The sequence below is a fragment of the Actinacidiphila sp. bgisy167 genome, assembly GCF_965342175.1.
GTDB lineage: Bacteria > Actinomycetota > Actinomycetes > Streptomycetales > Streptomycetaceae > Actinacidiphila.
On the sequence record NZ_CBDRBL010000001.1, the window covers coordinates 170,108 to 184,702 of the forward strand.

A 14,595-nucleotide genomic window follows, 5' to 3' on the forward strand; every position below is an offset into this window, starting at 1 on the left:
GAGCCTGGGAGGGTCGCGGGTGTCCGCGATACGTTTGAACCGGACGCACCGGATCCTGATCGGTGTGGTCGTCACGGGCGCGGTGGTCATCGCCGCGATCGGCTTCGCGGGCTCGTACGCGGCCGTACGCGAGCTGGCACTGCGCAAGGGCTTCGGCGCCTTCGCCAACGTCTTCCCGATCGGCATCGACGCCGGGATCGTCGTCCTGCTCGCGCTCGACCTGCTGCTGACCTGGCTGCGCATCCCCTTCCCGCTGCTGCGCCAGACGGCATGGCTGCTGACAGCGGCGACGATCGCGTTCAACGGCGCGGCGGCCTGGCCCGACCCGCTCGGCGTCGGGATGCACGGCATCATCCCGATCCTCTTCGTCGTCGCGGTGGAGGCGGCCCGGCACGCCATCGGCCGCATCGCCGACATCACCGCCGACAAGCACATGGAGTCGGTCCGGATCACCCGGTGGCTGCTGGCCCCCTTCGCGACCTTCCGCCTGTGGCGGCGCATGAAGCTGTGGGAGCTGCGCAGCTACGAAGAGGTCATCCGGGTCGAGCAGGAACGCCTTGTCTACCGTGCCCGGCTGCGCGCCCGCTACGGCCGTTCCTGGCGCCGCAAGGCCCCGGTCGAAGCCCTGATGCCGCTGAAGCTCGCCCGGTACGGGGTGCCGCTGGAGCAGACCGCGGCCCTCGGCCTGGCCGCCGCGGGCATCGACCCCCCGGCGGCCGGCCAGGCGTCGGCGCCCGTCGGCCTCACGGCGACTGCCATCGAGCCGCGGCCCGCGCAGGCCGCGGCCCCTGCCGTCGCAGTGCCGGATCACGAGTCCAGGGCCGTCCGGACGGTGACGCCCGCCCAGGCACCGATGCCGAGCAATGCGGCGGAGGAGCCGAACCCGTGGTTCGCCGCTCCTCAGTCCGTGCATTCCCAGGGCGGCTACGACCCGCACGAGCCGTCCACATATGGCTCGCGACAACAGGCCGTCGCCAACGACGAAACGCAACAACAGCCCGTTGGGAGCGAAGCGCCGCAGCAGGCCCCGGTCCCGCACCCTCGCGCCCCTGAGCCCGATCCTGCTCCGACGCCAACGCCCGTGTCGGTCCAAGAGCAGGCCCCGGAGCCGCCCGTACAGGTCCCGAACGGCGCAGGTGGGACGCGCAACCTCGGCGAGCGCGGAACGGACGCAGTCCCGTCGGACGAGGACCTGTACCGGGTGTTCCGGCAGTCGATAGAAGGCGAGGGCATGCCCACGCCCGGCGCTTTCGCCGCGAACATCAAGGCGGTGTTCGGGCTGCAACTCCAGGCCCGGGATCTGAACCAGTACCTGGAGCGGTTCGCGGCCCGTCTCAACAATGAGCTGATGGAGGACCACATCGCATAGGTGCGAGGTTCAATGCCCTCCGCGCCAGCGGGCGCCCGCCGCGTGCTGGTGGGCGCGCACGATGGTGGAGTCCACCGACACGTCCCAGTCGATCTCGCCCACCGCATCGGCCATGGCCCGCACGTGCTGCAGCAGGCGTTCCCAGGTGCCGTCCGCCGACCATCACCGGCGCCGCTCACAGATCGTCTTCCACGGCCCGAACCGCTCGGGCAGATCACGCCACGGCGCCCCGGTCCGCGCCCGGTGGAGGATCCCGTCGATCACCTGTCGATGATCTCGCCAACGCCCGCACCGTGCGTCACTCCCCGGCAGGTGCGCCTGAGCCGGTCCCACTCGGCATCCGTGAGATCGCCGCGTTCATGCCGCCCCACAGGGCCCCCTCAGGCGGAACCCGAGCGGCCCGCGACAAAAGCCGCGCATGTGACAAACACATGATCGGCCGGACAGCTCCTAACCGGCGGCCGAGGCCGTGACCACTGCCGGCGCCAGGAGGCCACCACGTCGGACGCCGACAGCAGCCGGACCCGCGCCGCGTCGAGGGACCCCGGGTGCAGGGCGAACGCCTCGCCGCCCTCGGGCAGGTCGAGGTCGCCGCGCAGCAGGTAGGCCAGCAGGGCTGCCTCCGGAGCACGGCGCTGCTGGAGACCCGCGACCGGGCGGACCTGGCGTGGCTGCCGGGGCGGATCCCGGGGCGGGAGACAAAGGCCCGTGTACTGGCCTGGCTGCTGGCGGACCCCGCCGCATACGCCACGGCTGTCCCCGCCGTCACGGCCGCGTCGACACCGCGACGGACGTGCTGCGGCTGCTCGTCGTGCGCTCGGGCGACCCGGGCCTGGTCGACCCGCCGCGGCTGCGCACCGTGCCGAGGCCGCTGCGGCGCCCCGTGAGCCGCCCCGCGTGCGACGACCACCCGCTGCTGGGCCCTAGCCTGCGGTGCCCCTCCACCGCGTTCGAATATTCGCACCCCCACACGCACGACGGCGGCGGGTGGCCGTGCCATCCGCCGCCGTCACGTACGCGTCCGCCGGCTCAGCTCGCCGAGAGCAGTTCCCGCACCCGCTCCTGACCCACCGCCAGCAGCAGCGTGGGCAGCCGAGGCCCGGTGTCCCGGCCGACCAGGAGCCGGTAGAGCAGAGCGAAGAAGGAGCGCTGGGCGACCTTCATCTCCTGCGTCGGCTTGGCGTCGGGCGCGAAGCCCGCCTGGATCTTCGGCACGCCGTAGACCAGGGTGGTCAGCCCGTCCAGCGACCAGTGCTCGGCGAGCCCGTCCACCAGCAGCTTCAGGGCCTCCCGCTCCTCCCCGGACAGGGCCGCGAGCGCCTCGCTGTCCGGCTCGGTGCGCACCTGGGTGCGGGCCTCGGGCTCCACGTGGGTGTTCACCCAGCGCTCGGCGCAGTCCAGCCGCGGCCGGGCCTCGTCCAGCGAGGTCAGCGGGTGCTCCTGGTCGAAGTCGCGCAGGATGCGCAGCGTCTGCTCCTCGTCCCCGGTGGTGATGTCCAGGACCGAGGCGAGGGTGCGGTACGGCAGCTTGCGCGGGGTGGTCGGCAGTTCCCCGCTCGCGGTGCCCGCGGCACGCGAGTGCACCGCGACGTCCACCGGGGCGGCCGTGCCCTCGGCGACCTTGCGCTCCAGCGCGTCCCACTCGTCGTAGGTGCGGGAGATCTCGTCGCCGAAGGAGATGTTGAACGCCTGGTTGGGCCGGCGGCGGGCGTACAGCCAGCGCAGCAGCTGCGGCTCCATGATCTGCAGGGCGTCGGCCGCGATCGGCACCCCGCCCTTGGAGCTGGACATCTTCGCCATGCCGCTGATGCCGACGAAGGCGTACATCGGGCCGATGGGCGGCTCTGCGCCGAAGATCTCGCGCACCAGCTGCTGACCCACCATCCACGAGGAGCCGGGCGACTGGTGGTCCACACCGGAGGGCTCGAAGTCCACGCCCTTGAAGGCCCAGCGCATCGGCCAGTCGACCTTCCACACCAGCTTGCCGCGGTCGAACTCGCTCAGCCGGACCGTCTCGCGGTTGCCGCAGGCCTGGCACTCGTAGGTGAGGTCGGTGGTGTCGTCGTCGTAGGCGACGACCGTGGTCAGGTCCTTGTCGCAGGCCGTGCAGTACGGCTTGTACGGGTAGTACTCGGGGGCCTGCGCGAGCGTGGCCTCCTCGTCGTCCTGCTCCTCGCCGCCGCCCTTCTTCTTCGTGCGGTAGCGGCCGAGCACCTCGTCGATCCGCCGGCGCTCGCGCATCGCGTGCAGGACCTGCTCGCGGTAGGTGCCGGAGGTGTACTCGACGGTCTGGCTGATCTCGGTGACCTCGACGCCCAGCGCCGCCAGCGCCTCCCGGAAGGGGGCCTTGAAGTGGTCGGACCAGGTCGCGTACGGGCTGCCCTCGGGGGCCGGCACGGAGGTCAGCGGCTTGCCGATGTGCTCGGCGTAGGACGGGTCGTAGCCGGCCGGCACCTTGCGGTAGCGGTCGAAGTCGTCCCAGGACAGGATGTGCTCGCAGGGCACACCGCGCCGCTTGATCTCGTCGGCGACCAGGTGCGGGACCATGATCTCGCGCAGGTTGCCCAGATGGATCGGCCCGGAGGGGCTGATCCCCGAGGCGACGATGATTTTCTTGCCCGGAGCCCGCCGCTCGGCTTCCGCGATGACGTCGTCCGCGAAGCGGGCGACCCAGTCGGCCTCGGTGCTCTGAGCCACTGTCTCGACTTCCTTCCACCTGTGCAGCGGGTAGCGCGGTACCCGGCAATTGTCCCAGAGAAAAATGAGTGGTAGCGCGTGGGATACTGAGGGTTGATCTCCGATCCCTTACAGGAAGCACGCATCCCATGGCCTCGGTCAACTCGCTTTCCGCCTCGATCCAGCAGCGCGTCGCTGACGCCCTCGGTGCCGACCCGCTGCTGCGACGTAGCGACCGGGCCGACTTCCAGGCCAACGGGGTGCTGGGCCTCGCCAAGCGCAGCAAGCAGAACCCGCGCGAGCTGGCCGCCCAGGTCGTCGAGGCCCTTCCGGCGGACGACGAGCTGATCGCCTCCGTCGAGGTCTCGGGCCCCGGCTTCCTGAACGTCACCGTCGCGGACGCCGCGATCACCCGGACGCTCGCCGCCCGGGCCGCCGACGACCGCCTCGGCGTGCCCGCGAAGCCCGAGCCCGGCATCACGGTGATCGACTACGCGCAGCCGAACGTTGCCAAGGAGATGCACGTCGGCCACCTGCGGTCCTCCGTGATCGGCGACGCGCTGGTCAACATCCTCGAGTTCGAGGGCGAGACGGTGGTCCGGCGCCACCACATCGGCGACTGGGGCACCCAGTTCGGCATGCTCATCCAGTACCTGGTGGAGCACCCGCACGAGCTGGACCACGAGTCCTCCGAGGCCGGCGAGGAGGCGGGCGAGGCCTCCATGTCGCGCCTGAACCGGCTCTACAAGGCCTCCCGGGCCCTCTTCGACTCCGACGAGGAGTTCAAGACCCGCTCCCGCAAGCGGGTCGTGGACCTGCAGGCCGGCGATCCGGAGACGCTGGCGATGTGGCAGCGCTTCGTCGACGAGTCGAAGATCTACTTCAACTCGGTCTACGACAAGCTCGACATCGAGATCCGCGACGAGGACGTCGTCGGCGAGTCCGGCTACAACGACATGCTCGTCGAGACCTGCAAGCTGCTGGAGGAGTCCGGCGTCGCCGTGCGCTCCAACGGCGCGCTGTGCGTGTTCTTCGACGACATCAAGGGCAAGGACGGCGAGCCCGTCCCGCTCATCGTGCAGAAGGCCGACGGCGGCTTCGGCTACGCCGCGACCGACCTGTCCGCGATCCGCAACCGCACCGCGGACCTGCACGCGGACACGATCCTCTACGTCGTGGACTCCCGGCAGGCGCTGCACTTCAAGATGGTCTTCGAGACGGCCAAGCGGGCCGGCTGGCTGACCGACGAGGTCACGGCGCTGCACATCCCGTTCGGCACGCTCCTCGGCAAGGACGGCAAGCCGTACAAGACCCGGTCCGGCGAGACCTTCCGGCTGGTCGACCTGCTGGACGAGGCGGTGGAGCGGGCTTCGGCCGTGATCGAGGAGAAGAACAAGGAAGGCAGCGAGAACGCCCTCACCCAGGAGGAGATCGCCGACCGCGCCAAGGAGGTCGGCATCGGCGCCATCAAGTACGCCGACCTGTCCACCTCGCTCGGCCGGGACTACGTCTTCGACCTGGACCGCATGGTCTCGCTCAACGGCGACACGAGCGTGTACCTGCAGTACGCGTACGCCCGTATCCGGTCGATCCTGCGGAAGGCCGGCGACGCGAAGCCGGCCGCCCACCCCGAGCTGCCGCTGGCGCCGGCCGAGCGGGCGCTCGGCCTGCTGCTGGACGAGTTCGCGGAGACCCTTGCAGCCGTCTCGGAGACGTACGAGCCGCACAAGCTGGCCTCCTACCTCTACGCACTGGCCTCGGCGTACACCACCTTCTACGACCAGTGCCCGGTGCTGAAGGCCGAGACCCCGGAGCTGCGGGAGAACCGCCTCTTCCTCTGCGACCTGACCGCCCGCACCCTGCGGCAGGGCATGGCGCTGCTCGGCATCCGCACGCCCGAGCGCCTCTGACGCGCCACGCGCCCGTACGACGGCGGCCCCGGCGGGAGTTCCCTCCCCCCGGGGCCGCCGTCGTCAGTGGCCGGCTCTACATTCACGGCCATGGCGATGCTCCCCAACCAGCTCCCGAAGCTCGCGCAGGACCCGTCCGGCCGCTCCCTGGGCCTCGACCTCCCGCCCGGCACACTCGTCGACGCCACCAGCGACGGCCGCTGGCCCGAACCGCTGCTCTGGCACGCGGAAGGGCCCGCCGAGCCCGGCTCCTGGGAACGACTGCTCCCCGCGCGGATGACGGCGGGGCTGCACCCGCTGCTGCTCTGCCTGGACGAGGCGCTGCCCGCCACCAGCCGACTGGACCCCGGAGCGATGTCCTATCCGGGCGACCACGACGCCGACGAGGTCCTCGCCGGCTTCTGGGACTTCGCGGAGGAGTCCGAGGACGAAGTGGCGGACCTGGTCGCCCCGTTCGGCCGGACGTGGCCCGGACTCGCCCCCGCCCGCCGGTTCGAGGCCGACCCGGACGCCCGGGCGGCCGAGGTCGCCGCGTCCGTGGTCGAGGCGGGGTGGTTCAAGGACCCCCGAGCGGCCCTCGTCCCCGCCCGGCGCAGCGCCGACGTCCCCGCCGCCATCGGCTGGACAGGGCCGTGCAACCACGAGTACGACGTGGCCCGGCTCTGCTCGGTCCTGCGCTCCTGGGAGGACCGGTTCGGCGTGCGCGTCGTGGCGCTCGCCTTCGACATGCTCGTTCTGTCCGTGGCCGCGCCGCCCGCCACCGTGGAGGAGGCCGAGGACGTGGCCGCCGAGCACTTCGCCTTCTGCCCGGACACCATCACCCAGGAGAGCGACTCGCTGCGCGCCTACGCCGGGTCCCTGGTGGACGCGCCCGCCTGGTCCTTCCGGTGGGTCTAGGCGGATCCCCGGCCGGGCCCGAGGGACGGGTGTCCTTCCCCGCGGTGGAAGGACACCCCCGAGACAACCCGGTCAGGACGGCTCAGCGGTGGAAGTGCCAACGGCGGTCGTGACGGTGGTACCAGCGCTGGTCGTAGCGGTGGTGGCGGTGGTGCCAGCGCGGGTGGTGCCGGTGGTTGCGGTGGTACCAGCGCCCGTCGCGCCCCCGGTCACGGCGGAACTCGCGGCCCGGGCCGCGGTCACCGACGTGCCGGTACTCGCCGCCCCGCTCCTGCGTCGCCTGGGTCGTGTGCGACACCGCCGCCGTCGGCGGCGTCGCTGCTTGGGCGGCTCCGGCGCCGCCCAGCAGGACGGCGGCCGCGACGCCCAGCGCGGCGGCGAATCGGGGAATCCGCATCGCGGTTCTCCTTTCACGGCGGAGGCTCTTGTGCCTCCGACTGCTGTGGACTTGCTGTGACTTTCCCACCCACATCAGCCGTTAAGTCGCAATCGCCACCAACGCCACTTGATGTAATGAAACAGCGGTCGATCCGGAACCGCGCCTTCCGCATCGGCGTCTCGCGCGCGATCCTTTCCAGGCATCGCGTCCGGGCAGGTCGGGAAGAACGCCGCCCTCCTTCTTCGACAGGCGACCGCCGCGGCTGGACCCCAGGCCGGGCAGGATCACTCGACTGCCGCCCGCTCACCCGGCCCGGTGCCACCCGAAGCGGACACGGGCCCACCGCCTCCGCGCACGCGCACCCGGCGCACCGCCCGTCCGCGCGCGAACGGGTACCCACTGGCCGACGTCGAGTCAGCCACCCGATCCGGAAAGCCGGGTGCACGGCGCGCGGCAGCACGGCACGGCGGCCGCGGTCGCCGTGCCGTTCAGCGGAGCCCGTACCGCGGCAACGCCGAACGGTCGCGACGTCACCCCTCCCTACGCGGCGCCTGCGGCGAGCAACTCCAGAAGCAGCGCGACCACCAGATCGGGCCGTCCGACGAACGGGGAGTGGCCCGTCCGCCACTCGCGCACGTCGGCACAACGTGTCGCCATCTCCCGCTGCAGATCCGGGTCGATGGCCCGGTCCCGCGCGCAGACGACATAGGTGGAGGGGGTGTCCCGCCAGCCGTGGCGCTCCGGGACACCCCGCCCGCAGCCGCGGGCCTGGGCACGCAGCAGGCCGACCGCCCAGGCCGCGAGCGGTTCGGGACAGTCCCCGTAGAGGGTGTCGGCGGCCCGGTCGGGGTGGAGGCCGGTCGAGCCGTCGGGCCCGGGTTCGATCGCGGCCCGCAACTGCGGGGACGCCCCGCCCAGATCCGCCGCGCTCTCCCCGGTGTCCGGCACGAACGCCGCCAGATACACCAGACGCCCCACCCCGCGCAGCCCGGTGATCACCGACCCGCCGTAGGAGTGGCCGAGCACGATCGCGGGCTGCGGCAGCGAGTCGACGACTTCCTGAACGGCCGCCGTGTCGGCGGCCAGCGAGCCCCGGTGGAGTTCCGGGACGACGACCTCGGTCCCGGCGGTCCGGAGGGGTTCCGCCACCAGGGCGAAGTGCTCGGGACGGTGGTACAGGCCGTGCACGAGCACCACGGCGGTCATCGCCGTGCCTCCTCGCGTCGGTGGCGGACGGGACGGGGTGGTCTCACGGCCGGATCGGCCCTCTCAGAGCCGGGTGGCCGCCTCGGTCGCCCAGTAGGTGAGGATCAACTCCGCGCCGGCCCGGCGGATACCAGTGAGGGTCTCCATGATCGCGCGGTCGCGGTCGATCCAGCCGCGTTCCGCGGCCGCCTCGACCATCGCGTACTCGCCGCTGATCTGGTACGCCGCCACCGGCACGTCCACCGACTCGGCGACCTTCGCCACCACGTCCAGGTACGGCAGCGCGGGCTTCACCATCACCATGTCGGCGCCCTCGGCGAGGTCCAGCGCCAGTTCGCGCAGCGACTCCCGCTGGTTCGCCGGGTCCTGCTGGTACGTCTTGCGGTCCCCCTTCAGCGAGGAACCGACCGCCTCGCGGAACGGCCCGTAGAACGCCGACGCGTACTTCGCGGTGTAGGCCAGCACCGACACGTCCTGGTGCCCGGCGGCGTCCAACGCGCTCCGGACCACCCCGACCTGACCGTCCATCATGCCGCTGGGGCCGACGACGTGGACGCCGGCCTCCGCCTGGACCCGGGCCATCTCCGCGTACCGCTCCAGCGTCGCGTCGTTGTCCACCCGGCCCTCGGAGTCCAGCACGCCGCAGTGGCCGTGATCGGTGTGCTCGTCGAGGCACAGGTCCGACATGACGACCATGGCGTCGCCGACCTCGCTGACCACGTCGCGGATCGCCACCTGCAGGATCCCGTCCGGGTCCGTGCCGGGCGTTCCCACCGCGTCCTTCTTCTCGTCCAGCGGCACGCCGAAGAGCATGATCCCGCCCACGCCCGCCTCGGCCGCCTCCACGGCGGCCTTGCGCAGGGTGTCACGGGTGTGCTGGACGACACCGGGCATGGAGGAGATCGGCACGGGCGCGTCGATGCCCTCACGGACGAAGGCCGGGAGGATCAGCCCGGCGGGGTGCAACCGGGTCTCCGCCACGAGGCGGCGCATGGCGGGCGACGTGCGCAGCCGGCGGGGCCTCGTACCGGGGAACTGACCGTACTCGCCTGTGCTTGCGCTCATCACCGTGCCGCGCCTCTCTCCGTCCGGGCCGTTTCCGCGTTCCACGGTACGCCCGCGCGCGCCGTGCTCATGCCGACCGGTTGTCGGCCCGGAGCGGCCCCGCGAAAGCGACGTCCCCCCGGCGCCGCGAAGGGAGCCGGGGGCACGCGAGCCACAGCGCGGGACGCGTCAGACGCGGGCCCTGCGCCGCGAGCCGGGACGCCGCTCGCTGGGCCGCGTGACGGGGTCGCCGGCGGCGATCGCCGCCTCGCGCCGCCGGGTGCCGAAGTCCGCCAGCGCCTGCGCGAGCGCGTGGACGGAGGGCTCCGGAGCCATCACGTCCACCCGCAGCCCGTGCTCCTCCGCGGTCTTCGCGGTGGCCGGGCCGATGCAGGCGATCACGGTCACGTTGTGCGGCTTGCCCGCGATGCCGACGAGGTTGCGCACCGTGCTGCTCGAGGTGAACAGCACCGCGTCGAAACCGCCGCCCTTGATCGCCTCGCGGGTCTCCGCCGGCGGCGGCGAGGCCCGCACGGTCCGGTAGGCGGTGACGTCGTCGACCTCCCAGCCGAGCTCGACGAGCCCCGCCACGAGGGTCTCCGTCGCGATGTCTGCGCGCGGCAGGAAGACCCGGTCGATCGGGTCGAAGACGGGGTCGTAGGGCGGCCAGTCCTCCAGCAGGCCCGCGGCGGACTGCTCGCCGCTGGGCACCAGGTCCGGCTTGACGCCGAAGTCCACCAGCGCCGCGGCCGTCTGCTCGCCCACCGCCGCGACCTTGATCCCGGCGAAGGCGCGCGCGTCGAGGCCGTACTCCTCGAACTTCTCGCGGACGGCCTTGACCGCGTTCACCGATGTGAAGGCGATCCACTCGTACCGTCCGGTGACCAGGCCCTTGACCGCGCGCTCCATCTGCTGCGGGGTCCGGGGCGGCTCCACGGCGATCGTGGGCACCTCGTGCGGCACGGCGCCGTAGGAGCGCAACTGGTCGGAGAGGGAAGCGGCCTGCTCCTTGGTGCGCGGCACGAGCACCTTCCAGCCGAACAGCGGCTTGGTCTCGAACCAGGAGAGCAGGTCGCGCCGCGTGGTGGGCTCGCCGATCACGGCTATGGCCGCGATCGGCCCCTCCGGCGTGGGCAGGGCCTTCGTCGCCTTCAGCTCGGCCGCGATCGTCGACAGCGTCGCCGTCCAGGTCCGCTGCCGGGTCGTCGTGCCGGCGACCGTCACGGTCAGCGGGGTGTCGGGCTTGCGGCCCGCGGAGACGAGCTCCGCCGCGTTGGCGGCGACGGTCTGCAAAGTGGTGGACACGACCAGGGTCGCGTCGCTGGTGCCCGCCTCGCTCCAGCACCGCCCGGACGCGGTGGCGGCCTCCACGAACCGCACGTCGCCGCTGAGCGGGACGCCTGCGTACGCGGGCACGCCCACGGCCGCGGCCACGCCCGGCACGACCTCGAAGGGGATGCCGGCCTGGGCGCAGGTGAGCATCTCCGCGGCGGCCGCGGAGTCGAGTCCGGGGTCGCCGGCGATCGCACGGACCACCCGCTTGCCGGTGCGCGCGGAGGTCATGAAAAGCTTGGCTGCGGCGGCCGAAGAGCTCAACTCCCCCTCGGCTTCGCCCAGCTGCGCCGTGTCCACGCCCGGACGGGCATGGGTCAGCACGACGTCCAGCACGGGCTGGTCGCCGACCAGGACATCGGCGTGGGCGAGCGCTTCGACGGCGCGCAGGGTCAGCAGCCCTGGGTCGCCGGGCCCGGCGCCGAGGAAGGTGACGTGCCCGAGGCCGGGCGTGCCCACGGCCCCGGGCGCGGGGTCCGCGGTACCCGTCCGTGCGGCCGGCCCGGCGGCGGTGGCGTCTGCGGTCGTGTTGGTGGCTGCGGCGGCGGTGGGGCTCAAAGTTCGCGCTCCCCCATAAGACCGGCCGCGCCCTTGGCGAGCATCTCCGCGGCGAGTTCGTGGCCGAGGGCCACCGCCTCGTCCCGGGATGCGGGGGTCGGACCGGTGATGGACATCTGCACCAGCGAGGAGCCGTCGGTGGTCCCGACGACACCGCGCAGGCGCAGCTCGGTGGTGTGCCCGTCCACGACGGGGTCGGCCAGCGCGCCCACGGGCGCGGAGCAACCGGCCTCCAGGGCGGCGAGCAGTGCGCGCTCGGCGGTCACGGCGGCCCGGGTGAAGGGGTCGTCGAGCTCGGCGAGCACGGAGGCGAGCCCTGCGTCGTCCGCAGGGCACTCGACGGCCAGCGCCCCCTGACCGGGAGCGGGCAGCACGACGTCGGAGGAGATCAGTTCGGTGGCCTCCGCGAGGCGGCCCAGCCGGCTGAGGCCGGCGGCGGCGAGCACGACGGCGTCGAGGTCGCCCGAGGCGACGTATCCGATGCGCGTGTCGACGTTGCCGCGGATCGGCACCGTCTCGATGCGCGCCCCCAGCGAGCGGGCCCAGGCGTTCAGCTGCGCCATGCGGCGCGGCGAGCCGGTGCCGATGCGCGCGCCCCCGGGCGAGGCGGCCAGCTGCTCGAAGGTCAGGCCGTCGCGCGCGATCAGCGCGTCGCGCGGGTCCTCTCGGAGCGGGACCGCGGCGAGGGTCAGGCCCTCGGGCTCGGCGGTCGGCAGGTCCTTGAGGGAGTGGACGGCGAAGTCGATCTCGCGGCGCAGCAGCGCGTCGCGCAGAGCGGAGACGAAGACGCCGGTGCCGCCGATCTGCGCCAGGTGCTCGCGCGAGACGTCCCCGTAGGTGGTGATCTCCACCAGCTCCACGTCACGGCCGGTGATCCGGCGGACCTGCTCGGCCACCATGCCGGACTGCGCCATCGCCAGCGCGCTGCGCCGGGTTCCCAGTTTCAGTGCGGTTGGGCTCGTCATGCCCGCCCTCGATTCGAGTCACTCGTTGCTGAGGCGGCCGAGGCCACCGGCTGTGCGGCCGGCGCGGCGGAGGGGACCGCCGGCGCACCCGGCGAGTCGGCCCTGCTGACCGCGGCGACCGCCTGGGGGTCCAGGTCGAAGAGTTCGCGCAGCGCGTCCGCGTACCCGGCGCCGCCGGGCTCGCCCGCGAGCTGCTTGACCCGCACAGTAGGCGCGTGCAGGAGCTTGTCGACGACGCGGCGCACGGTCTGGGTGACCTCCGCGCGCTGCCGTTCGTCCAGGTCGGGGAGGCGGCCGCTCAGGCGCGCCAGTTCGGAGGCGACCACGTCGGCGGCCATGGCGCGCAGGGCGACGACGGTCGGCGTGATGTGCGCGGCGCGCTGGGCGGCGCCGAAGGCGGCCACCTCCGCCGAAACGATCTTTCGCACCTGGTCGACGTCGGCGGCCATCGGCGCGTCCGCCGCCGCGGCGGCGATCGTCTCCAGGTCGGTGACGTGGGCGCCGTCCAGGGAGTGCACCAGCGGGTCGACGTCGCGCGGCAGGGCGAGGTCGAGCATCCCGATCGGCGCCACGGGCGCGCCGCCGGAGCGCAGGGCCCTGGAGAGCGTGGCGCGGGCGACGGTGTCGGCGGTGAGCACCAGCCCGGTCGCCCCGGTGCAGGAGACGACGATGTCGGCGTGCGCCAGCTCGCCGGCCAGGTCCGCCATGGGCGCGGCACGGCCTCCGACGCTCTCGGCGAGGCGCTCGGCGCGCTCCTGGGTGCGGTTGACGACCACGATCTCGCCCGCCCCCGAGCGGGCGAGGGTGACGGCGGCGAGCGAGCTCATCGAGCCGGCGCCGACGACCAGGGCGCGCTTGCCCTTGCCCCACTCCTCGAAGGGCACACCGCCGACGGCCTGGGCCATCTGCTCCAGACCGAAGGTCACCAGCGACTGCCCGGCCCGGTCGATCCCGGTCTCGGAGTGCGCCCGCTTGCCCACCCGCAGCGCCTGCTGGAACAGGTCGTTCAGGGACCGGCCCGCGGTGTGCAGCTCCTGGCCGAGGCTGAGGGTTTCCTTGATCTGGCCGAGGATCTGGCCCTCGCCGACGACCATGGAGTCCAGGCCGCAGGCCACCGAGAACAGGTGGTGGACGGCCCGGTCCTCGTAGTGCACGTACAGATGCGGGGTCAGCTCGTCGAGGCCGACGCCGCTGTGCGTCGCGAGCAGCGTGGACAACTCGGCGACGCCGGCGTGGAACTTGTCGACGTCCGCGTACAGCTCGATGCGGTTGCAGGTGGACAGGACCGCGGCCTCGCTGGCGGGCTCGGCGGCCACGACGTCCAGCAGCAGCTTGCTCCTGGTGTCCGCGCCGAGCGCCGCGCGCTCCAGGACGCTGACGGGGGCGGTGCGGTGGCTCAGTCCTACGACGAGGAGGCTCATGCCGGCATCACGGCGGGGACGTCCCCGTCAGGTCCCGGACGGCGGCCGCCGTCGTGTACCGCCTTGGTCGCCACCGGGGGCGCCGCCAGGCTGCCCTCCAGCTCCTCGCCCGCCTTGCGCTGCTCGTGGAAGGCGAGGATCTGCAGCTCGATGGAGAGGTCGACCTTGCGGACGTCGACCCCGTCGGGGACGCTCAGCACGGTCGGGGCGAAGTTGAGGATCGAGGTGACCCCGGCGCCCACCAGCCGGTCGCAGACCTCCTGCGCGGCCCCGGCGGGCGTGGTGATCACACCGATGGACACCTGGTTGTCCCGCACGATGCCCTCCAGCTCGTCCGCGTGCCGCACGGGCAGCCCGGCGATGAGCCGGCCGGTGAGCTGGACGTCGGCGTCGATCAGAGCGGCGATGCGGAAACCGCGGGAGGCGAAGCCGCCGTACCCGGCGAGCGCCGCCCCGAGGTTTCCCATGCCGACGATGACGACCGGCCAGTCCTGGGTCAGGCCCAGTTCGCGGGAGATCTGGTACACGAGGTACTCGACGTCGTAGCCGACGCCGCGGGTTCCGTACGAGCCGAGGTAGGAGAAGTCCTTGCGGAGCTTGGCGGAGTTGACGCCGGCGGCGGCCGCCAGTTCCTCGGAGGAGACGGTCGGCACCGATCGCTCGGACAGCGCGGTGAGGGCCCGCAGGTACAGCGGGAGCCTGGCGACGGTGGCCTCGGGAATCCCTCGGCTGCGGGTCGCCGGTCGGTGAGTTCGGCCAGTTGCCACGATGCTCCTGCGGGTAGAGCCAGGCTGCGGGCGGCACCCCTCGTCGGGACCGCCCCGTGCACGCCAGGCTA

General features: G+C 72.8%; 11 protein-coding genes and 1 pseudogene. 3 read left to right on the plus strand and 9 right to left on the minus strand.

Features of this window, described 5'->3' with window-relative positions; genetic code table 11:
- Nucleotides 1-19 precede the first annotated feature (19 nt).
- Nucleotides 20-1,369 (plus strand): DUF2637 domain-containing protein, encoded by a 1,350-nt coding sequence (locus tag ACRWND_RS00910; protein ID WP_431944690.1) that lies wholly within the window; start codon nucleotides 20-22, stop codon nucleotides 1,367-1,369.
- Nucleotides 1,370-1,557: 188 nt separating this feature from the next.
- On the opposite strand, the pseudogene ACRWND_RS00915 reads toward ACRWND_RS00910, so the two are convergent.
- Both ACRWND_RS00915 and lysS read right to left on the minus strand, forming a co-directional pair.
- Nucleotides 1,558-1,740: pseudogene (locus ACRWND_RS00915) on the minus strand (transposase); the annotation flags it as partial.
- A 658-nt stretch (nucleotides 1,741-2,398) separates the two neighbouring features.
- Nucleotides 2,399-4,066, minus strand: a complete 1,668-nt coding sequence (gene lysS, locus ACRWND_RS00920; protein WP_431944692.1) for a lysine--tRNA ligase — start codon at nucleotides 4,064-4,066, stop codon at nucleotides 2,399-2,401.
- A 128-nt stretch (nucleotides 4,067-4,194) separates the two neighbouring features.
- Between lysS and argS the strand changes: the two genes are divergently transcribed.
- Together argS and ACRWND_RS00930 are read left to right on the plus strand one after the other, a co-directional pair.
- Entirely contained in the window at nucleotides 4,195-5,955 is a 1,761-nt protein-coding gene (gene argS / locus ACRWND_RS00925) for an arginine--tRNA ligase (protein ID WP_431944694.1), read from the plus strand.
- A gap of 90 nt (nucleotides 5,956-6,045) precedes the next feature.
- Nucleotides 6,046-6,852: a DUF4253 domain-containing protein gene (locus ACRWND_RS00930; RefSeq protein ID WP_431944696.1), complete on the plus strand. Its 807-nt coding sequence runs from the start codon at nucleotides 6,046-6,048 to the stop codon at nucleotides 6,850-6,852.
- Nucleotides 6,853-6,934: 82 nt separating this feature from the next.
- Here the strand turns inward: ACRWND_RS00930 and ACRWND_RS00935 are convergent, their stop codons facing one another.
- From ACRWND_RS00935 to ACRWND_RS00965, 7 genes are all read right to left on the minus strand, one after another.
- Nucleotides 6,935-7,249, minus strand: coding sequence for a hypothetical protein (locus ACRWND_RS00935; RefSeq protein WP_431944698.1), 315 nt, complete (start codon nucleotides 7,247-7,249; stop codon nucleotides 6,935-6,937).
- Nucleotides 7,250-7,771: 522 nt separating this feature from the next.
- Nucleotides 7,772-8,437: an alpha/beta hydrolase gene (locus ACRWND_RS00940; protein ID WP_431944700.1), complete on the minus strand. Its 666-nt coding sequence runs from the start codon at nucleotides 8,435-8,437 to the stop codon at nucleotides 7,772-7,774.
- A gap of 63 nt (nucleotides 8,438-8,500) precedes the next feature.
- A complete protein-coding gene (gene hemB, locus ACRWND_RS00945; RefSeq protein ID WP_431944702.1) occupies nucleotides 8,501-9,502 on the minus strand; it encodes a porphobilinogen synthase in 1,002 nt (333 codons plus the stop codon).
- A gap of 168 nt (nucleotides 9,503-9,670) precedes the next feature.
- Nucleotides 9,671-11,272, minus strand: coding sequence for a uroporphyrinogen-III synthase (locus tag ACRWND_RS00950; RefSeq protein WP_431944802.1), 1,602 nt, complete (start codon nucleotides 11,270-11,272; stop codon nucleotides 9,671-9,673).
- 95 nt (nucleotides 11,273-11,367) lie between these two features.
- Complete coding sequence (gene hemC / locus ACRWND_RS00955; protein WP_431944704.1) at nucleotides 11,368-12,336, minus strand: hydroxymethylbilane synthase; 969 nt, start codon at nucleotides 12,334-12,336, stop codon at nucleotides 11,368-11,370.
- Nucleotides 12,333-13,757 (minus strand): glutamyl-tRNA reductase, encoded by a 1,425-nt coding sequence (locus ACRWND_RS00960; RefSeq protein WP_431944706.1) that lies wholly within the window; start codon nucleotides 13,755-13,757, stop codon nucleotides 12,333-12,335. Before ACRWND_RS00960 ends, hemC begins: the two co-directional genes overlap by 4 nt.
- Nucleotides 13,754-14,524 carry a redox-sensing transcriptional repressor Rex gene (locus ACRWND_RS00965; protein WP_431944708.1) on the minus strand — a complete coding sequence of 257 codons (771 nt, stop codon included), beginning with the start codon at nucleotides 14,522-14,524 and terminating at the stop codon, nucleotides 13,754-13,756. The genes ACRWND_RS00960 and ACRWND_RS00965 overlap by 4 nt, the downstream gene beginning before the upstream one ends.
- Nucleotides 14,525-14,595: the final 71 nt, after the last annotated feature.